Origin of the sequence: Mycobacterium sp. E2989, assembly GCF_001667595.1 — a bacterium.
GTDB lineage: Bacteria > Actinomycetota > Actinomycetes > Mycobacteriales > Mycobacteriaceae > Mycobacterium.
In genome coordinates this window covers 68,852-87,396 of sequence record NZ_LZJX01000023.1, presented here as the reverse complement: position 1 = coordinate 87,396, position 18,545 = coordinate 68,852, and the positions used below count along the sequence as shown (strand labels likewise).

Sequence of the window (18,545 nt, the reverse complement as noted above, 5' to 3'; positions counted from 1 at the left end):
TGAGCTCACCAACGGCAGTTGGGGGGCGTTAACCGTCGGCCAGCAGTGCGCCGCCGTAGGACGCCCAGCTGGTGAGGCAGGCGTCCAGGCCGTGGGCGCGGGCGGCCAAGCACCGACATGAATTCACCGGCGGGGTCATGCAATTCGTAGGTCGCCCGGTAGGTGCGGGCGCGGCGGCCGGTGTCTCCGGCGGCGATGGGAGACTGCGGTCGGGGCGAATGCAAGCGCCGACGCCGCCACGACGAAGGAGAAGACCATTGGATCGCGAAACCTACCAGCGGGGACTGCACGTCCGCTCCGAGGTGCTCGGCGAGGAGTACGTCAACCGCGCCCTGGCCGACGCGGACGACTTCACCGGGCCGCTACAGGAGCTCGTCACCGAATACTGCTGGGGAGCCATCTGGGGTCGCGAAGAGCTGCCCCGGAAGACGCGCAGCATGCTCAACCTGGCGATGATCTCGGTATTGAACCGGCCGAACGAATTACGCACGCACGTCAAGGCGGCGCTGACCAACGGCGTCAGCCGCGAGGAGATCCGCGAAATCTTCCTGCAGGTGGCGATCTACGCCGGGGTGCCGGCGGCCGTCGACAGCTTCCGCATCGCGCGCGAGGCCTTCGCCGAGCAAGGGGACTAGGGCCGCGTCGTGGAGGTGGGATTCATCGGGCTCGGCAACATGGGTTTTCCCATGGCGCGCCGCCTTATTCAGGAAAGCCATGAGGTCGTCGCCTTCGACACCCGCGAGGCGGCGCTGCGGCGCATCGTCGACCTCGGCGCGCGCGCCGCGTCGTCACCGAATGAAGTCGCCGACCGTACCGAAACCGTAATGGCCAGCCTCCCGACGCCGCTCGCCTCGCTCGAGGTCGCGACGCGCGTTCTCGAGGGGGCGCGGGTCAAGCGCTATGTCGACCTGTCCACCGTCGGCAGCCGCACCGCCGTGCAGATCCATGACCGACTCGCCGAGCGAAACATCGCGGCACTCGACAGTCCGGTCAGCGGCGGGGTCGGCGGAGCGGAGAAGGGCGCGCTCGCGGTCATGGTGTCCGGCCCGCGCGCCGAATTCGACGCTGTGCGAACCACACTCGCGGTGATCGGCCGGCCCTTCTACGTCGGGCCCAAACCCGGCTCGGCGCAGACGATGAAGCTGGCCAACAACATCCTGGCGGCCAACGTCCTGGCCGCCACCGCAGAGGTCGTCGTGATGGGCGTCAAGGCCGGTCTCGACCCCGGCGTGATGATTGAGGTGCTCAACGCCGGCTCGGGCGCGACCAGCGCGAGCCGCGACAAATTCCCCCGCGCGATCCTCCCGCGGACCTTCGACTACGGGTTTGCCACCGGGTTGATGGTCAAGGACGTGCGCCTGTATCTGGAGGAGGCGGAGGCGCTCGGCGTGCCGACGGACGTCGCCGCAACCATCGCCCGCCTCTGGGAGCGGACCGCGGATGACCAGGGCGCCGATTCCGACTTCACCGCGGTGATCAAACCTTTCGAGAAGGCTGCCGGGGTGACCGTGGGCCGCCCGCCCGAGTAAGTCCGTCGGCGCGCTCCGACCGGCGCCGGACCTGCGGTCGCGACGACGAGAATGTTATTATTCCGATTTAAGAACGATACTTGCACGCTAACTGCGAAAGTGCCCTCCACCAGGGGCGATGGTTAAACGAAACGCTTACGGGAAACCCATTGATGGACCGCTGAAGAAAATGTTAGATTATCTATCATATGACCCGAGTGGGGTCGCTTCGACTGCCGATGGATGGCCTTCGTGATCGAACACGCCGACGGAACCCGCACACCGCTCATCGACGCGAGCGTGCACATCTTCTTTCCGTCCAACAAGGCGCTGCGGGAGACCCTGCGCGAGCCGTTCAAGAGCCGCGGCTTCCCCGATTACGAGATGGACTGGTACGGGGCACCGGGCGGTGAATACGCGCCCGACACCGAGGGCCCGGACCGCCAGTACCCCGGCTCGGACCCGGAATTCGTTGCCAGCGAACTCTTTTCGAAGCGCGGCGTCGACATCGCGGTGCTGCACCCGATGGCGCGCGGCATCATGCCGGACCGCCACCTGGGCAGCGCCTTGCACGCCGCGCACAACGAGATGATGGTGTCGAACTGGCTGGAATCCCACGAGTTCGGCGAGCGGTTCCGCGGCACCATCCGGGTGAACCCCGACGACATCCCCGGCGCGCTGCGCGAGATCGAGCGGTGGCGCGGGCACCCGCGGGTGGTCCAGATCGGCGTCCCCCTGCAATCCCGCGAGCTCTACGGCAAGCCGCAGTTCTGGCCGCTGTGGGAGGCCGCGGTCGACGCCGGCCTCCCAGTGGCCGCCCACATCGAAGTCGGCTCCGGCATCGCCTTTCCGCCAACACCGAACGGGAACACCCGGACCTACGAGCAGTACGTCAGCTTCATGGCGCTGAATTACATCTATCACCTGATGAACATGATCGCCGAGGGAGTGTTCGAGCGCTTCGACGGCCTCAAATTCGTCTGGGGCGACGGAGCGGCGGACTTCTTGACGCCGTTCATCTGGCGGATGGACACCTTCGGCCGGCCCCACCTGGAGCAGACGCCATGGGCGCCGCGGATCCCCAGCGACTACCTGCCCGGCCACGTGTATTTCGTTCAGGGCAGCCTCGACGGCCCCGGTGAGACCGAGTTCGCCGGCGAATGGTTCGGCTTCACCGGCAAGGACGACATGGTGATGTTCGGCTCCAGCTACCCGCACTGGCAGTGCGGTGACATCACGAAGCTTCCCCGCGCGCTGTCGGCGCAACAGCGCGAGAAGCTGTGCTGGCGCAACGCGGCGCAGCTCTACAACATAGACATCCCCGCCGGGGTGGGCGCACAGTAGAAGTACGACGTGAGACCGAGGAGTTTGCGATGACGTTGACCCATTCGCAGGAGCGGGTCCCCGCTGCCGAGCGCATAGCCGTCCGCTGCGTCGACTCAGACGTCCACCCCGCACCCAAGCGCGGCGAACTCCTGCCCTACATCCCCGAGCCCTGGCGCAGCAAATACTTCCTCACGCGCACCGTGGGTGAGCAGATCTACTACGACGCCCCCGACTACGCCCACTCCTACGCGATGCGGGTGGACTCCTTTCCCCCCAACGGCGAATTCCCTTGCAGCGACCCGGATATGGCGTTTCGCCAGCTGATCATGGAGGCCGGTTCCGACATCGCGATCCTGGAACCCGCCGCCTACCCGGCGCGCCTGCCCGAGGCGCAGCACGCGATGTCGAGCGCGCTGAACGAGTGGCAGGCCAATCACTGGCTGGACAGCCACAACAACTGGCACCAGCGGTGGCGCGGTTCAATTTGTTGCGCCATCGAGGAGCCGGAAGAGTCCGTCCGCGAGATCGAGAAATGGGCCGGGCACCCCTACATGGCCCAGATCCTGATCAAGGCCGAGCCGCGGCCGTCCTGGGGTCACCCGAAGTACGACCCGATCTGGGCCGCCGCCACCAAGCACGACATCACCGTGAGCTGCCACCTGTCGCGCAGCCAATTCGACGAGCTGCCCATCCCGCCGGTGGGGTTCCCCAGCTACAACCACGACTTCATGGTGACCTACTCGCTGTTGGCGGCGAACCAGGTGATGAGCCTGATCTTCGACGGCGTGTTCGACCGGTTCCCGACGCTGCGGATCGTCTTCGTGGAGCACGCGTTCAGCTGGATCCTGCCGCTGATGTGGCGCATGGATTCGATATATGAGGCCCGCAAATCGTGGGTGGAGATCAAACGCAAGCCCTCGGAGTACGTCAAGGACCACATCAAGTTCACCACCCAGCCGCTGGACTATCCCGAGGACAAGACGGAGCTGACCCGCGCGTTGGAATGGATGGAGTGCGAGAAGATCCTGCTGTTCTCCTCGGACTACCCACACTGGACGTTCGACGACCCCCGCTGGTTGGTCAAGCACCTGCCCAAGGCGGCCCGAGACGCGGTGATGTACAAGAACGGCATCGCCACCTATCACCTGCCCGAGACCGTGCCGGTCCTCGAGGGTCAGACCCGGGTGCTCTGAGTTGACGGAAGACACCAAGCGGCCCGAGCCCCGTCTCGCCCAGGGCCGCGAGCACGTTGTCGCCACGGTCGACGAGATCCCGCCGGGCAAGCACAAACTCGTGCCCATCGGGCGCCACGGCGTCGGCGTCTACAACGTCAACGGCAGCTTCTATGCCATCGCCAATTATTGCCCGCACCAGGGCGGTCCGCTCTGTTCGGGCCGCGCGCGGGGACGCACGATCGTCGACGAGACCACCCCGGGCGACTCGGTCATGGTTCGCGACCTGGAGTACATCTATTGCCCTTGGCATCAATGGGGTTTCGAGCTGGCGACCGGCACCACCGCGGTCAAGCCCGAATGGAGTATCCGCACCTACCCGGTGCGCGTCGTCGGCAACGACGTTCTGGTGCAGGCCTAACCACAGGAGAATTCGGGTGCCTTCAATCGAGATCAACGGGGGAAATGTCGTCTACGAAATCCTCGGGGAATCCGGAGATCTCATTGCCCTGACGCCGGGCGGCCGGTTCAGCAAGGAGATCGAGGGCCTGCGCCCGCTTGCCGACGCGCTTGCCGCCGGCGGCTACCGCGTGTTGTTGTGGGACCGGCCCAACTGTGGCGCCTCCGATGTGCAGTTCTACGGCCAGAGCGAATCGCACATGCGGGCCGAGACGCTGCACAAGCTGGTAACCGGGCTGGGCTTCGAGCGCTGCATTCTCGCCGGCGGCTCCGGCGGCGCAAGGGATTCCATGCTCACCACGATGCTCTACCCCGAGATGGTCACCAAGCTCGTGGTGTGGAACATCGTCGGCGGCATCTACGGCACCTTCGTGCTCGGCTCTTTCTACATCGTGCCGAGCATTCTCGCGGTGCGCGGCACCGGGATGGACGGCGTGGTGAAGGTGGCCGAGTGGCGCGATCGCATCGAGGAGAACCCGAACAACAAGCAGCGCTTCCTCGACTTCGACTCCGGCGAGTTCCTCAAGGTGATGCTGCGCTGGCTCAACGCTTTCGTCTCCAAACCGGGGCAGACGATCCCGGGCGTCGAGGACGAGATGTTCGACCGAATCAAGGTGCCCACGTTGATCATTCGTGGCGGCGAGAACGACATGGATCACCCCAAGCGGACCTCGCTCGAGGTCAGTTGCCTGATCAAGGGATCGAAGCTGATCGATCCGCCGTGGCCGGAGGACGCGTGGGAGCGCGCGGCCGAGGACCGCGCGGCGGGCCGGGTGCAGCACTTCAACATGTTCGACACGTGGGTGCAGGCCGCGCCCGCGATCCTCGAGTTCCTCGGCTCGTGACGGCGCTAGCGGGTGCGGATGTGAACCTCGCAGTTGAGCGACGCCTCCAGGGCCGTGTGCACCCGGCTCTCCGGGATGCGTTCGAGGTCGGACTCCCGCAGCGTCACGTACACAATGTCGAAACCGTCGTCGCCCGGCGTCCGCTCGATGTCACCGGTGAGCCCGAAGCCGGACAGCACCCCGTGCGCGTCGTCGTCGGTGCCCCGGCTGATGAAGGTGACCACCCCCGGGACCGGTTTTGCGGCGAATACCTTGGCGCACAACCGCATCGCCGTACTCCTGGCCGCCTCCACGTCTTCGGCCCCGATCAGCAATTCGACTTCACGGCGGCCCGCGGGCATCGCCGCGAGGTCGTTCTCGACCACGTCGGCCCCCGCCGCACGCGCAAGCCCGAGGAGCTCCGCCATGCCGTCTCGTAGCTGCGCGGCCGTGCAGGAGCTCGCCGGGTCGACGTTGACGCGCACCACCGCAGTTCGCATGTGCGCAAGCCTAACTAAGACGATGGCAGGCCAGCCGTGAACACCACCCAATCCACTTCCGTCACCACCGCCACCCCGCCCGGGCTCGAACCCCGGCTGCTGGCCGGGCAGCGGGAAGATCTCGCGGCCTATCGAAGGCTCGGCGGGTACCGGCCCGTCGCCGGCACCGAGGAATTGCTGCGCGAGGTCGAATCCAGCGGGCTGGTCGGTCGCGGCGGCGCGGCCTTCCCGCTTGCGGTGAAATTGCGCGCGGTGCGCGACAACGGGCGCGTCGCCGGCGGCGCCGTCGTCGTCGCCAACGGCGAAGAGGGTGAACCGGCTTCGGTCAAAGACCGCTGGCTGCTGCGCAACCGACCCCACCTGATCCTGGACGGACTGCGGTTGGCCGCCGCGATGGTCGAGGCCGACCGCGCCCACGTCTACGTGTCCGACCCGGAGTCTGCGCACAGCGTCGAAACCGCCCTGGGCGAGCTCGATTCCGGCGCGCTCGGCGGTGTCACGGTCGGCATGTTTCACGTGCCGCCCGGCTATGTGGCCGGCGAGGAGACCGCCGCCGTCCGAGCGATCAACGGCGGCCCGGCCAAGCCGACGGACAAGCCCCCGCGCCCCTTCGAAACCGGCGTCGACGATCGTCCGACGTTGGTGAGCAACGTCGAAACCCTGGCCAATCTGCCCTTCCTGCAGAGCCACGGCTCGACCGCGTTCCGCGCGCAAGGCACGTCGCTGTCCCCGGGCACCTTCCTGGCCACCATCACCGGGGCAGGCCGCCCGCCCGTCCTCTATGAACTCCCCCACGGTCTGCCGTTTACGGAACTTCTTGCGCTGCACGGTGTTTCGCACGACCAGGTGCGCGGTGCGCTGATGGGCGGCTACTTTGCCGGCCTGCTCAACCGCACCGTGCTGGACACGACCTTGGACCACGAAACCATGCGGCGCCTCGGCAGCGGTCTGGGCTGCGGCGCGATCTCGGTGATCACCGACGACTGCCCCGTCGCCGTCGCGGCGTCGGTACTCGCCTACTTCGATCGGGAGAACGCCGGGCAGTGCGGATCGTGCTTCAACGGGACCGCGGCGATGGCGGCCGCCGCCGGCGCGTTGCGCGACGGCGCCGCCACGACGGAAGACGTCGAACGGTTGCGCCGCTGGTCGGTGCTGCTGCGCGGCCGCGGCGCGTGCGCGACGCTGGACGCCGCCACCAACGTGGCCGCCAGCTTGCTCGGTCAGTTCCCCGCCGAAGTCGCCGCGCATCTCGACGGCACCTGCCAGGGCTGCGTCCGCGGCGTGTTTCGCGCCGAGCGCCCCTACGAGGCGGAACGGAGGCACGCATGAAGATCCGCCTGGACCGCACCGTCTGTGACGGCTTCGGCATCTGCGCGAAGTACGCGCCCGGATACTTCTCACTGGACGACTGGGGTTACGCGTCCCTCATCGGCGATGGCACCGTAGCGGAGTCCGATCGCGACGCCGTCATGCGCGCCCTGATGGACTGCCCCGTGCACGCGATTGCCGAGATCGGCGAGCGCACCTCCCCCGCCCCGCACCCGCCGCTCACCGACGCCGAGGATCCCGCCGCGCACCTGAAAACCGAAGAGAACGAGGCGGAGTGGGGTTTCACGCGCTGATCACGGCGCGGTAGTGAGCGCGGCCAGGCGGCCCCGCTACGGCACATACCGGTCCCACTCGAACGGCACCACCGTGAAAAACGGTGCGGCGAACAAGGGTTGGACACCCGGGTCCGCCCAGCGGGCCGCGAGCACCGGACCCAGTCGGATGGCGGTGTCAACCGGGTCGTCGTCGAGGAAGCAATACGTGATGGACTGCCCCCCTTGGGCGCTGGCCAGATTCGCGTCGACCAGCCGCGAGAGTGCGGACCAGACGCCCGCGACGCCGGCCACCTCCACGAGCGGGTCCGTCGCCGCCGATCCCCGCTCGACCAACACGAACGCGCCCCGCACGGGCAGCCAGGGCAGGACGTCCGACCCGACCTTGACCCGGGGCGAGGCCGCCTTGCTCTGCACCTCGTAAACTCCGCGCTCGACGGGCGGCAGCAGCGGGATCTTACGGTCGGCGTTCCCGAGTGCCGTGGACAGCTCGTTGAATCCGCGCAGTCCGGCCGGGTCGGTGAAGAAGTACGTCATCACGTGGTCGACCGCGTCCAACGGTCCCCCGTCGATCGCCCGGGCGGAGCGGCAGGCGGGCGTCGACACCAACCGCAACGAGGCGCGCACCGCGGCCAACCGGTGCTGCTCCGGCCGGTGGTCGAGGGTGTGCCAGTACAGGTACTCGGCGTCTCGTCCGTCGGGATGGCGGGTCGCCATGGACACGAACAGCGTTGTGATGTCGCCACGTCCGGCGGCGAGGATCTCGCCGACCTCGTCCGATGGCGTGCCGGGAAGCTGCATGGCGCGACCTCAAGCCCTCGTCGAATCGTGTTCCGGCAGCGTGATTTCGGGGTGTCGGGCCGCGATCATGCGCCGGAATCCCTCACGCCAGGGCACTTTCGTGCGGCCCAGCACCTCGTGCATGCGGGTGACATCCGGCCATAGCGGCGGATGCGCCTGCGGCGTGTATTCGAAGATCGGCTCGACACCGATCAACTGCCCCATGAACGTGCAGTAGTCCTCGACGCTGACCGTCTCGCTGCCGGCCCAGTTCACGACCACCGGCGGCACCGCGGCGACCTCCATCGCACGGATGCCGAGTTCGACGTAGTCGTCTTCATAGATTGGGTTGTAGTTGTTCGGTTTGTCGGGGTGTAGGCGAATTGGTTTGCGCGCCAGCATCGCATCGAGGCGGTCGGCGGGCGCGCCGCCCTGCGGCCCATAGGTTGAGCAGATCCGGATGATGGTCAGCGGGATTCGATAATGCCTGGCGACCCAGGTGCACACGGCCTCCGCCGCAACCTTGGAGAAGCTGTAATTCGCGCGCAGGGGTACGCCGGGCGGATCGGCCTCGGTCAATGGACGGTGTCCCTGGTACGCGTAGATCGAGCCGGTCGAACACAACACGAAACCCTTGGCGGTACGGCAGTGGTAGAGCAGCTCGCCGGACACCTGCGCGTTCGTTTCGAGGCAGCGGTTCCAATCGTCCGCACCGGGGTCCACCGCGGCATGGAAGACGTAGGTGAAATCGTCTGGAAGGCCGGCCAAATCGCCCGCCCCGAGATCCAGCGCGAGGGGCTTGATACCGGCGGCGACCAACCTTTCGCGACCGGCGGAGTCTTTGAGGCGCGCGGCGCCCCATACCTCGTTCGATGACGAAAGGGCGCGCGCGACGGGAAACGCGATCTTGCCCGTCGCCCCGGTGATCAGGATCTTCTCCGCGTCGAGCAATCAGCCCTCCGACAATGTGTGAAGTACTTGATAAGCCGTTGGGCAGCATAACGCCCGGGCGAAAGGAAATCTCGCCTGCGGCCGGCCGGGTTCCGCGACCTTTTTGGCCATGGTCGTGGCGGTCTCAACGGAATAAACTGAACCCGCCAGGGTCACGATGGCCCATCGGGAGGCACACCATGAGGTGGTTTATTGCTCGCCTGATCGCCGTCATAGCGATCGCGTTCGTAGCGACGGCGGTCACTGTGATGGTGACGCCGGGGATCAGCTCGGCGGATTGCGACCCGAACATGTCGTTCAATCCGGCAACCCGGACGTGCACGCCGCCACCGGCCCTAGCGGACTGGTACACCCCTCCGCCGGCGTACTCGCCGCCGTTCGCCGCACAGGATGTGCCGCCGCCGCCACCGCCGCGGCCATGGTGGTCACCGAACGAACCGATGTGGAATGCCGGCTTTCACCAATGGGGTACCTATTTCACCGGCACCTGGGTGCCCTACTGACCGGTATTACCGGCGGCGCCCAACGCCTGCGGACGGCTAGCGCCGATACTGTCTCGATCGCGCCTGCCGGGAAGTGATAACGTAATTCTCCGATTCGTATAACGGCCCTACCAAGTAGCAGCCGGGCCGTTCGACTCGCGGAGGTGACGTGTCAGCAGCACCGCGACGCCCCCTGCCCCTGATCACGCAGGACAACGAATTCTTCTGGGCATCGGGCGCCGACGGCACGCTGCGGCTGCAGGCATGCAATAGCTGCGCATCGCTGATCCATCCACCCGCGCCGATATGTCGCTATTGCCGCTCACTGGATGTGGGAGTGCGCGCGGTCTCCGGCAAGGGAACGCTGGCCGGGTTCACGATCAACGAGCGGTTCAGTTTGCCCGGGTTGCCGGCGCCCTACGTCATCGCGCAGGTGGCCATTGCCGAAGATCCGCGTGTCCGGCTGACCACCAACATCGTGGAGTGCGATCCCGAGCGGCTCGAGCTGGGCCAACAAATGGAGGTCGTCTTCGAACAGGTCGAGGACGTCTGGTTCCCCCTGTTTCGGCCCTCGCAAGGCGCCGAACCCGCTCCTCTGCCGGCCGACGAGATCGCGCCCGAACGGTTCGGCGAAAACGTCCGGCCGATGCTGACCGCCGAGAAGTTCGAGGACAAGGTCGCGCTGACCGGGATCGGGATGTCACCCATCGGGCGCCGGCTGATGCAGCCCCCGCTGGCGCTGACGGTGCAAGCGTGCGAGGCGGCGATCGCCGATGCCGGGCTGACCTACGCCGACATCGACGGCCTGTCCACCTACCCCGGCGCGATGACGGTCGCGGGCATGGGCGAAGGTGGCGTCACCGCCCTGGAGGCCGCGCTGGGAATCCGGCCCACCTGGCACAACGGCGCCATGGAGACGTTCGGCCCGGGCGGCTCGGTGATCGCGGCCATGATGGCTGTCGCGTGCGGATTGGCGCGGCACGTGCTGTGCTTCCGGACGCTGTGGGAGGCCACCCACGCCGAGCTGATGAAGCAGGGCAAGATCACCCCGTCGATGGGCCGAATGTCGGGCTGGCAGATGCCCTTTGGCGCCACCTCGGCGGCCCACACCCTGGCGATGAACGCGCAGCGGCACTTTCACCGCTACGGCACCACCAAGGAGACGCTGGGCTGGATCGCCTTGAACCAGCGCGCCAACGCCGAACTCAACCCGACCGCCATCTACCGCTCCCCGATGACCATGGACGACTACCTGAACGCCCGGCCCATCACCACACCGTTCGGTCTCTACGACTGCGACGTGCCGTGCGACGGCGCGATCGCCGTCATCGTTTCCGCCGTCGACGCCGCTCGTGACCTCGCCAAGCGGCCCGTGCTGGTCGAGGCGGTGGGCACCCAGATCGTTGAGCGAATCGACTGGGATCAAAGCACTTTGACCCACGAACCGCAGGTGCTGGGCCAGTCGGCGCACGTCTGGACGCGGACTGCGCTGCGGCCTGCCGACGTCGATGTCGCCGAACTCTACGACGGCTTCACCATGAACTGCCTGTCGTGGATCGAGGCGTTGGGCTTCTGCGGGATCGGTGAGGCCAAGGAATTCCTGGACGGCGGCAAGAACATTGCGCGCGACGGCCTGTTACCGCTCAACACCCACGGCGGCCAACTCTCGCACGGTCGCACGCACGGCATGGGTCTCCTGCACGAGGCCATCAGCCAACTCCGCGGCGAGGCGGGCGACCGCCAGGTCGTCGATGCCCGCGTCGGCGTGGTCAGCAGCGGGGGCCTGACTCCCAGCGGCGTGCTCCTGCTGCGGGCGGACGCATGACGCCGCCGCGCCCCCGGCTGGTGATCGTCGACGGCGTGCCGATGTCGGCGCTCGTCTGCGAAGCGGATCAACCCAAGGCCGTGATCGTGGCCATCCACGGCGGCGGCACCACCGCCGTCTATTTCGACTGCCCGGGCCACCCTGGCTACTCCCTGCTGCGGTCCGGTGCGGCGGCCGGATTCACGGTGGTGGCGCTCGATCGTCCCGGCTACGGCAGCTCGGCGCCGTATCCCGAGGCGATGGCCGAGGGCGAGCAACGCGTCAACCTGGCGTATGGGGCGATCGACCGCATCCTCGGCGAACGCTCAAGCGGCGCCGGCCTATTCGTGTGGGGCCATTCGGGTGGGTGCGAGCTGACGATGCGGATGGCGGCCGACGCGCGCGGCGCCGACCTGCTGGGCATCGAGCTCGCGGGCACGGGCCGGCACTATCACCCGGCCGCTCGGGAAATACTGAGAACGGCAACCCGCGATAGCCGCCCGCCGGGCATGCGCGGGCTGCTGTGGAGCCCGGAGGAGCTGTACCCGCCCGAGGTCCTCGGCGGCGCAACGGTTTCCCCGTCGGCGCCGGCCTACGAGGACCAGATGGTGTCGAACTGGGCCCGCCAAACCTTCCCGGAGCTCGCACCCGCCGTTCGCGTCCCAGTGCATTTCAGCATCGCCGAGCACGAAAAGGTCTGGCAGGCCGACGATTCGGCGGTGACGGAGATCAGCGCCTTGTTTTCCGCGGCGCCGCGATTCGTCGTGCACAGACAGCCGGGGGCCGGGCACAACATCAGCCTGGGGCACGCCGCCCCCGAATACCACGCGAATGTCCTTGCCTTCGTAGAGGAATGCGTGGGTGCGCGGCCGGCCGAGCCCGATCGGGAGGCCGGATGAGAGTCGGATTCATCGGGCTGGGCAGCCAGGGCGGACCGATGGCGCGGCGGATCGTCGAGGGCGGTTATGAGACGACGCTATGGGCGCGCAGGCCCGAGACCCTCGAGGCATTCGCCGACACGCGGGCGAAGGTCGCGAAGTCCCCGGCCGAGCTCGGCGCGGCCAGCGATCTGGTCTGCCTGTGCGTCGTGGGCGATGCCGACGTCGAACAGCTCGCCGGGGGCGAGCGAGGCCTGTTGTCGGCGATGAGGCCCGGCGGGGTGATCGCGGTGCACAGCACCGTGCACCCCAACACCTGCCGGGACCTGGCGAACCGGGCCGCGAGCCAAGGCGTTTCGGTCATCGACGCGCCGGTGAGCGGCGGTGGTCAGGCGGCCGCCGAAGGGCGCCTGCTGGTGATGGTCGGCGGGGACGCCGACGTGGTCGAGCGGTGCCGCCCGGTCTTCGCCACCTACGCCGACCCGATCGTCCACCTCGGTGAGCTGGGTTCGGGGCAGACCACCAAGCTGCTGAACAACCTTTTGTTCACCGCCCACCTCGCCACGGCGGCCTCCGCGCTGTCGCTGGCCGGCGCGCTGGGCGTCGATCCGGGCCGTCTCACCGAAGTCGTGTCACGCAGCAGCGGGAACAGCTTCGCGCTCAACGCCCTTGGCGGCATCGGCGGGTTGGAGCGGCTAGCCGCCGTGGCCGCGACGCTGCTGCAAAAGGACGTCCGCCTGGTGGTGGACCTGGCCGACCGAGCCGGGGCCAGCGGTGGCGCCGTGCTGGACACGGCCGACGCGGCGCTTGCCCTCATGGGACATCCGAGATGAGGGTCGGGTTCGTCGGTGCGGGGCGAATGGGCGGGCCGATGGTGGCCCGGCTGGCAGCGGCCGGATGCGACGTCGTCGCCCTGGGCCGGACCGCGGGCAAGCGCCGCGATCTCGAACGGCTCGGCGCGCGGGCCGTTGGCGAGCCGGCCGAGGCGGGTGCGCACGCCGACGTCGTGGTGCTCTGCGTGTTCACCGATCAACAGGTGCGAGAGGTCTGCCTGGACGGCGGGCTGCTGCGCGCCATGTCGCCCGGCTCGGCGCTGATCATCCACACCACCGTGAGCCCGACGACCATCGACGCCGTCGCCGCGCGCGCCAACGACGTCGACGTCGTCGACGCCGCGGTCAGCGGGGGCCCGCAGCATGTTGCCGCCGGCCTGCTCACGTTGTTCGTGGGCGGTGCCGACGACGCGGTGACGCGGGTGCGCCCCGTGCTGGACTGCTACGGCGATCCCGTACTGCACGTCGGTCCGCGCGGCTGCGGCCAGAAGGTGAAGCTGGTCAACAACGCCTTGTTCGCCGGTCACATCGGGCTGCTCGCGGAATCCGTCAGGCTGGGCGAGCTGCTCGGCGTGCCGGAGCCGACCCTGCTGGGCGCGCTGTCGCACGGCAGCGCGAGCAGCCGCGTCCTGAGCATGGTGGCGGCGGGCGGTTCCGTCGCGTCGTTCATCGAGGTTGCCGGCGAATTCGTGAACAAGGACGTGAGCGTGGTGCGCGGGGTCGCCGAGGAACTCGGTGGCGATCTGGGTGCCTTGAACCACGTCATCAAGGCCTTCGGATCCAGGACGACCGCGCCGAAGGGGGTTTGAAATGCTCGCGTTTCGGTCTTTCCGGTTCGTCACGAAGGTATTACCGTTACCTTTACAGTCAACCACTCCGCTGTAACGGTTTCAGCCCGCCCTCGCCGCTGAGGAGAGAATCAGTGACAAAACCGAAGGTCGTCTTCGATCCGTACTCCGAGGACTACTACAACAATCCGTTCGACATCTACCGGCGGATGCGGGAGGACGCGCCGCTGTATTACGACGAAAAGGAGGACTTCTACGCGCTGACCCGTCACGTGGACGTCGCGGCGGCGTTCAAGGACTTCGAGACGTACTCCTCGGCGCGCGGCTGCGACCTGGCGATGGTGCGCAAGGGCATCGCTCCCGAGCAGAAGTCGATCATCTTCATGGATCCCCCGGAGCACCGCCACATGCGCAGCCTGCTCAACAAGGCGTTCACCCCGCGGGCGATCCAATCGCAGCGCGACACCGTCATCGAAGTGATCGAAAAATACCTGGGTGCCGCCGACCCGGAAAACTTCGATGTCGTGCAGGATTTCTCGGGACCGTTCCCGGTTGAGGTCATCACCCGGATGGCGGGGGTGCCCGAGGAGTACCGCCAGCAGGTGCGCCACTGGATCGACACCAGCCTGTCCCACGAGCCGGGCCAGATCGAGATCAGCGAAGCCGGCATGCAGGCCAACATCGACACGGCGATGTACTACTTCGGCCTGGTGCAGGAGCGCCGCCAGGAACCGCAGGACGACATGATCAGCCGCCTGATCGCTGCCGAGGTCCCGGGCGAAGACGGGCAGCTGCGCAAGCTCGACGACATCGAGATCTGCGGGTTCGCAACCCTTCTCGGCGGTGCGGGCGCCGAGACCGTCACCAAACTGCTCGGCAACGCGGCGGTGATCTTCGCCCGTCACCCCGACCAGTGGCAGAAGCTACAGGAGGACCGCGACAAGATCCCCGGGGCGGTGGAAGAGCTGCTGCGCTACGAGGGACCGGTGCAGTACAACGTCCGCTACACGCTCAAGGAGGCACACGTCAGCGGTGGCGTGATCCCTGCGGGCAAGCCGGTGTTTCTCTGCGGCGCCGCGGCGAACCGCGATCCGGAAGCCTTCACCGACGCCGACACCTTCGACATCGAGCGTGACCAGACCGAGGCCCAGCACCTCGGGCTCGGTTACGGGATCCACAGCTGCCTCGGGGCGGCGCTGGCCCGCATGGAAAGCAGGATCGCGCTGGAGCGGCTCCTCGACTTCATGCCGCGCTACGAGGTGGACTGGGCGGGCTGCCAACGGGTAACCATGCAAAACGTCGCGGGCTGGAAGAACGTGCCCGTCAAGGTACTTCGGTAAGGGGGTTGCCGTGACAAAGAAAATCGAAGTCGATTGGGGACTCTGCGAGAGCAACGGCGTCTGCATGGGCATCAATCCGGAGATCTTCCTGCTCGGCGACGACGACATGCTGACGGTGTTGCAGGAAGAGGTCACCCCGGAAAACGAGCATGACGTGCGCGAGGCCGTGCGTCAGTGCCCTCGGCAGGCCATCTCGATCGTCGGCGAGTAGGACGATCAGAAGCCGGAGAGGATGACGGCGTTGCAGTCGGCCGCCGCCTGCCGCAGTTTCGCCGCCTTTTGATACCCCTCGGACTCGTACCAGGCGCGCGCGGCGTCCACCGATTCGAATTCCAGCACGACGGTCTGGTCGCCGTGCCAGGTGCCCTCGATCACTTTGGGCGCGGTGTCCACCGCCAGAATGGTGGCACCGGCCATCGCCGAACCGGCGGCCTTGCCATAGGCCTTCATGCCCTCCGGGTCCTTGATGGCCTCCGTGAGGATGACGTAACCTTTCGCCACTGAATCTCCTTGACTGGATTAGATTTTGCTGATGGCCTGCTCAGGACAGCACTCGATGGCCTCCTGGGTTGCCGCTTCGAATTCGCTTGGCAAGTCGGCGGATATCGCCTCGGCGTAACCATCGTCGGTGAGGCTGAAGACCTCGGGGCACAGCGTCGTGCAGACGCCATGGCCGCGGCAGCGCTGGTCGTCGACCGTGACTTTCATGCCGGGGTGAACTCCAGGTGCAGCTCGGTCAGCCCGCGCAGGATGTAGGTCGGAACGTATTGGTACCGGCGGTCATTCGCCGGCCCGTGGACCTTCTCGTTGATCCTGATGTCGGACGTCCGGTCGAGCAGGCGCTCGATCGCCACCCGGGTTTCGGCGCGGGCCAATGGCGCGCCCGGGCAGCTGTGGATACCTCGCCCGAACGAGATGTGCTGACGGGCGTTCTTGCGGGCCGGGTCGAAGGTGGTCGGGTCTTCGAAGCGGCGGGGATCACGGTTGGCGGCCGCCTGCACCACCATCACGGTGGTCCCCGCCGGCAGGTCGACGCCGCCGACATTGACGGGCACCCGGTTCAACCGGAAGTCGCCCTTGACCGGGCTCTCGTGCCGCAACGACTCCTCGATGAAGTTGGGGATCAGGCTGCGGTCCTTGCGCAACTGCGCCTGGATGTCGGGCCGCTCCCCGAGGGTCTGCAAGGCCGCGCCCAGCAGCCGCACGGTGGTCTCCTGGCCGGCCGAGAACACGTTGCTGGCGACCCGGGCCACGTCTTCGACCTCCGGGGTCGAGCCATCCGGGTAGGTGGCGGTGGCCAGACCGGTCAGCACATCGTCGCGCGGCTCGCGCCGGCGGTCGCGGACGTAGTCGGAAAAGAGGCCGTAGAGGAATTCCAGTGGGCTGTGTGCCAGCGAGCCCTTGGTGCCCCCGACGCCGCCACCCGAGTTGTCGCGGATGCCCTTGACGAACTTGTCGCGATCCTCCTCGGGCACGCCGAGCAGGTCCGCGATGACCAGCAGCGTGAAGGGCCCGGCGAAGCCCTTGATCCAGTCGCCGTGCCCGGGCGCCAGGAAGGTGTCGAGCACCTGGTCGGCCAACACCCACATGGCGTCCTCGTTCTCCTTGAGGCGCTTGGGGGTGATCAACCGCATCAGCAGCGAGCGGTGGTTGGTGTGGGTGGGCGGATCGAGGGTGGGCAGCTGGTCGCTGAACGGCAATTCGTCGCGGTGTTGCTCGATCAGCTCGGTGATGTCGTCGCCCTCCAGCGGCACCGGAAAGCCGGGGAACGGGCCGGTCACCGAGATGCAGGAGGACCACGTCTCGGCGTCGTTGAGCACGGCGCAGGCCTCGTCCCAGCCGGTGATCATGGTGACGTCGTGATGGCTCTCCCGGGTGACGGGGCACTGCGCGCGCAGCGCCTCGTAGTAGGGGTACGGGTCTTCGATGAGCTCGGTGCCGCGGAAGAAGTCCAACTCGGAGAATTCGCTCGCCATCTCCCGCTCCTTGAATCTCGGCTAGTGAGAACGCGCCTCTCGCAGATGAGTATTACATTTCCATACGGCAACCTGGCCGTCAACGAGGGGTCGGCGCGTGGGATGCCGGTGTCAGCTCGCGGGAACCAGATCCGCCGCCACCGACGGCCAGGCCAGCAGCCCGCTGCGGAACGTCTCGACATGGCCGATGGAAGCGTGCGGAAGCGCGGCGGCGGCCAGGGCCTGGGCCTTGAACGTGTGGGCGGCCATGCTCAGCCGGTGCTGCACCAGGCCGACGCTGTCGTCGAGCTCGGCCGGCCAGTTCTCCCCCCACAGCGTGACCTCGGTGACGCCGTGATCGAGGGCCTGCAACACCCCTTGGCGCACGCGGGAGTCGCACCCGAACAGGTCCGCCGCGGCCGCCAGGGCCTGCGGACGGGGGCGGGATTGCACCGACGCCAGGGCCTGTTCGAGGTCGACCACCCGGGCGCCCAGGATCTGCAGCGGCCGGTCGTCCGGATGGTCAGCGACGAGGACCGTGACGTCCCACCCGGCCATCGACCGGTCGAAGAGCCAGCCGCCGGCGAAGCGGACGACGTCGACGACGGTCGCCGCGACCACGTCGAGCCGGTACCTCATGTCGCCGCGCGGCTCGTCTGCGGGGCGAAGTCCCGCGCCAGTGTCTCGGCGTACTGCTTGAACACCTCGGTTAGCGGTATCGATGGATCGAGCAACCATGTGGTTTCCATTCCGTGGACGAAGGCGAGAATCTCCACCGCCTTGACGGCGGGGTCTATGTCCGTGCGATACCGGCCATCCGCCTGCCCGCGGCGGATGAGGTCGGCGACGATGTCGGTCGCCGCGCGATGCCGGGCCAGCATCCGATGGTGCAGCGGGGCGTCGGGAAGGACGTTTTCAACGAGCAGCACCGTGAACGTTCCGACCAGTTCGGGTGCCCGGTTGAACCGGTCCGCGACCTGGGCGATCTGGGCGAACAGATCGCCGGTCCGGTCGGCGTGCAGGTCGTCGTCGAGGTCGCGGGCATCGAGGACGGCGTGCAGCAGCTGCTCTTTGGATTCGAAGTGATGCAGCAGGCCCGCGGGGGTGACGCCGGCCTCGCCGGCGATCTGGGCGAGGGTGGTGCTGCGCCAGCCGTTGCGGGTGAGCAGCCGTTGCGCGACGTCGAGGATGCGCTGCTTACGGTCCTCGCCTTTGGCGAGCAACGTGTCGTATGGCCGTGCGTCTGGCACCGGACTCCTTTGACCAACGGGCGGGACGAACCAACCTAGTGAACACACAGTAGGTTAGTTGGGCCGCTGTGACAAGGGTCACCCAGGGACCGTT

23 protein-coding genes and 1 pseudogene are annotated in these 18,545 nt (G+C 67.4%); 15 read left to right on the top strand and 9 right to left on the bottom strand.

Annotated elements, in window-relative coordinates:
- Nucleotides 1-40 precede the first annotated feature (40 nt).
- Nucleotides 41-194, bottom strand: a pseudogene (locus tag A5680_RS25060) (nitroreductase); the annotation flags it as partial.
- A gap of 63 nt (nt 195-257) precedes the next feature.
- On the opposite strand from A5680_RS25060, the gene A5680_RS06045 reads away from it, so the two are divergent.
- From A5680_RS06045 to A5680_RS06020, 6 genes are all read left to right on the top strand, one after another.
- Nucleotides 258-635 (top strand): carboxymuconolactone decarboxylase family protein, encoded by a 378-nt coding sequence (locus A5680_RS06045; protein WP_067817243.1) that lies wholly within the window; start codon nt 258-260, stop codon nt 633-635.
- Nucleotides 636-644: 9 nt separating this feature from the next.
- Nucleotides 645-1,529, top strand: a complete 885-nt coding sequence (locus A5680_RS06040) for an NAD(P)-dependent oxidoreductase (protein WP_067817240.1) — start codon at nt 645-647, stop codon at nt 1,527-1,529.
- A gap of 231 nt (nt 1,530-1,760) precedes the next feature.
- The gene (locus tag A5680_RS06035; protein WP_067817343.1) at nt 1,761-2,852 is read left to right on the top strand and encodes an amidohydrolase family protein; all 1,092 of its coding nucleotides are present in this window, start codon (nt 1,761-1,763) and stop codon (nt 2,850-2,852) included.
- Nucleotides 2,853-2,881: 29 nt separating this feature from the next.
- The gene (locus A5680_RS06030) at nt 2,882-4,027 is read left to right on the top strand and encodes an amidohydrolase family protein (protein WP_055405449.1); all 1,146 of its coding nucleotides are present in this window, start codon (nt 2,882-2,884) and stop codon (nt 4,025-4,027) included.
- Between the two features lies 1 nt (nt 4,028).
- Nucleotides 4,029-4,427: a Rieske 2Fe-2S domain-containing protein gene (locus A5680_RS06025; protein ID WP_067817237.1), complete on the top strand. Its 399-nt coding sequence runs from the start codon at nt 4,029-4,031 to the stop codon at nt 4,425-4,427.
- 16 nt (nt 4,428-4,443) lie between these two features.
- Nucleotides 4,444-5,310 (top strand): alpha/beta fold hydrolase, encoded by an 867-nt coding sequence (locus tag A5680_RS06020; protein WP_055405451.1) that lies wholly within the window; start codon nt 4,444-4,446, stop codon nt 5,308-5,310.
- A gap of 5 nt (nt 5,311-5,315) precedes the next feature.
- Here A5680_RS06020 and A5680_RS06015 read toward each other — a convergent pair whose 3' ends face one another.
- Complete coding sequence (locus tag A5680_RS06015; protein WP_055405452.1) at nt 5,316-5,789, bottom strand: hypothetical protein; 474 nt, start codon at nt 5,787-5,789, stop codon at nt 5,316-5,318.
- A gap of 36 nt (nt 5,790-5,825) precedes the next feature.
- On the opposite strand from A5680_RS06015, the gene A5680_RS06010 reads away from it, so the two are divergent.
- Nucleotides 5,826-7,118: an NADH-ubiquinone oxidoreductase-F iron-sulfur binding region domain-containing protein gene (locus tag A5680_RS06010; protein WP_067817235.1), complete on the top strand. Its 1,293-nt coding sequence runs from the start codon at nt 5,826-5,828 to the stop codon at nt 7,116-7,118.
- Nucleotides 7,115-7,411, top strand: coding sequence for a ferredoxin (locus A5680_RS06005; protein ID WP_055405454.1), 297 nt, complete (start codon nt 7,115-7,117; stop codon nt 7,409-7,411). The genes A5680_RS06010 and A5680_RS06005 overlap by 4 nt, the downstream gene beginning before the upstream one ends.
- Before the next feature lie 36 nt (nt 7,412-7,447).
- Here the strand turns inward: A5680_RS06005 and A5680_RS06000 are convergent, their stop codons facing one another.
- Both A5680_RS06000 and A5680_RS05995 read right to left on the bottom strand, forming a co-directional pair.
- On the bottom strand, nt 7,448-8,191 hold the full coding sequence (locus A5680_RS06000; RefSeq protein ID WP_067817232.1) for a hypothetical protein: 744 nt from the start codon (nt 8,189-8,191) through the stop codon (nt 7,448-7,450).
- Nucleotides 8,192-8,200: 9 nt separating this feature from the next.
- Nucleotides 8,201-9,121, bottom strand: a complete 921-nt coding sequence (locus tag A5680_RS05995) for an NAD(P)-dependent oxidoreductase (protein ID WP_067817229.1) — start codon at nt 9,119-9,121, stop codon at nt 8,201-8,203.
- A 179-nt stretch (nt 9,122-9,300) separates the two neighbouring features.
- Between A5680_RS05995 and A5680_RS25055 the strand changes: the two genes are divergently transcribed.
- The 7 genes from A5680_RS25055 to A5680_RS05960 all read left to right on the top strand — a co-directional run bounded on the left by A5680_RS25055 (nt 9,301) and on the right by A5680_RS05960 (nt 15,457).
- Nucleotides 9,301-9,624, top strand: coding sequence for a hypothetical protein (locus A5680_RS25055; RefSeq protein WP_082460000.1), 324 nt, complete (start codon nt 9,301-9,303; stop codon nt 9,622-9,624).
- A 148-nt stretch (nt 9,625-9,772) separates the two neighbouring features.
- A complete protein-coding gene (locus A5680_RS05985; protein WP_067817226.1) occupies nt 9,773-11,428 on the top strand; it encodes an OB-fold domain-containing protein in 1,656 nt (551 codons plus the stop codon).
- Nucleotides 11,425-12,306 carry an alpha/beta hydrolase gene (locus A5680_RS05980; RefSeq protein WP_067817223.1) on the top strand — a complete coding sequence of 294 codons (882 nt, stop codon included), beginning with the start codon at nt 11,425-11,427 and terminating at the stop codon, nt 12,304-12,306. Before A5680_RS05985 ends, A5680_RS05980 begins: the two co-directional genes overlap by 4 nt.
- Complete coding sequence (locus tag A5680_RS05975; protein ID WP_067817222.1) at nt 12,303-13,118, top strand: NAD(P)-dependent oxidoreductase; 816 nt, start codon at nt 12,303-12,305, stop codon at nt 13,116-13,118. Before A5680_RS05980 ends, A5680_RS05975 begins: the two co-directional genes overlap by 4 nt.
- Nucleotides 13,115-13,927 (top strand): NAD(P)-dependent oxidoreductase, encoded by an 813-nt coding sequence (locus A5680_RS05970; protein WP_231977572.1) that lies wholly within the window; start codon nt 13,115-13,117, stop codon nt 13,925-13,927. The genes A5680_RS05975 and A5680_RS05970 overlap by 4 nt, the downstream gene beginning before the upstream one ends.
- A gap of 113 nt (nt 13,928-14,040) precedes the next feature.
- Nucleotides 14,041-15,246, top strand: coding sequence for a cytochrome P450 (locus A5680_RS05965; protein WP_067817221.1), 1,206 nt, complete (start codon nt 14,041-14,043; stop codon nt 15,244-15,246).
- 10 nt (nt 15,247-15,256) lie between these two features.
- Nucleotides 15,257-15,457 (top strand): ferredoxin, encoded by a 201-nt coding sequence (locus A5680_RS05960; protein ID WP_007168596.1) that lies wholly within the window; start codon nt 15,257-15,259, stop codon nt 15,455-15,457.
- A 5-nt stretch (nt 15,458-15,462) separates the two neighbouring features.
- Here the strand turns inward: A5680_RS05960 and A5680_RS05955 are convergent, their stop codons facing one another.
- The 5 genes from A5680_RS05955 to A5680_RS05935 all read right to left on the bottom strand — a co-directional run bounded on the left by A5680_RS05955 (nt 15,463) and on the right by A5680_RS05935 (nt 18,451).
- On the bottom strand, nt 15,463-15,696 hold the full coding sequence (locus A5680_RS05955) for a DUF1330 domain-containing protein (RefSeq protein WP_231633779.1): 234 nt from the start codon (nt 15,694-15,696) through the stop codon (nt 15,463-15,465).
- Between the two features lie 69 nt (nt 15,697-15,765).
- Nucleotides 15,766-15,954 carry a ferredoxin gene (locus tag A5680_RS05950; protein ID WP_067817220.1) on the bottom strand — a complete coding sequence of 63 codons (189 nt, stop codon included), beginning with the start codon at nt 15,952-15,954 and terminating at the stop codon, nt 15,766-15,768.
- The gene (locus A5680_RS05945) at nt 15,951-17,222 is read right to left on the bottom strand and encodes a cytochrome P450 (protein WP_055402013.1); all 1,272 of its coding nucleotides are present in this window, start codon (nt 17,220-17,222) and stop codon (nt 15,951-15,953) included. Before A5680_RS05945 ends, A5680_RS05950 begins: the two co-directional genes overlap by 4 nt.
- A 111-nt stretch (nt 17,223-17,333) precedes the next feature.
- Entirely contained in the window at nt 17,334-17,840 is a 507-nt protein-coding gene (locus A5680_RS05940; protein ID WP_067817218.1) for a hypothetical protein, read from the bottom strand.
- Nucleotides 17,837-18,451, bottom strand: coding sequence for a TetR/AcrR family transcriptional regulator (locus A5680_RS05935; RefSeq protein ID WP_067817215.1), 615 nt, complete (start codon nt 18,449-18,451; stop codon nt 17,837-17,839). The genes A5680_RS05940 and A5680_RS05935 overlap by 4 nt, the downstream gene beginning before the upstream one ends.
- Nucleotides 18,452-18,545 lie beyond the last annotated feature (94 nt).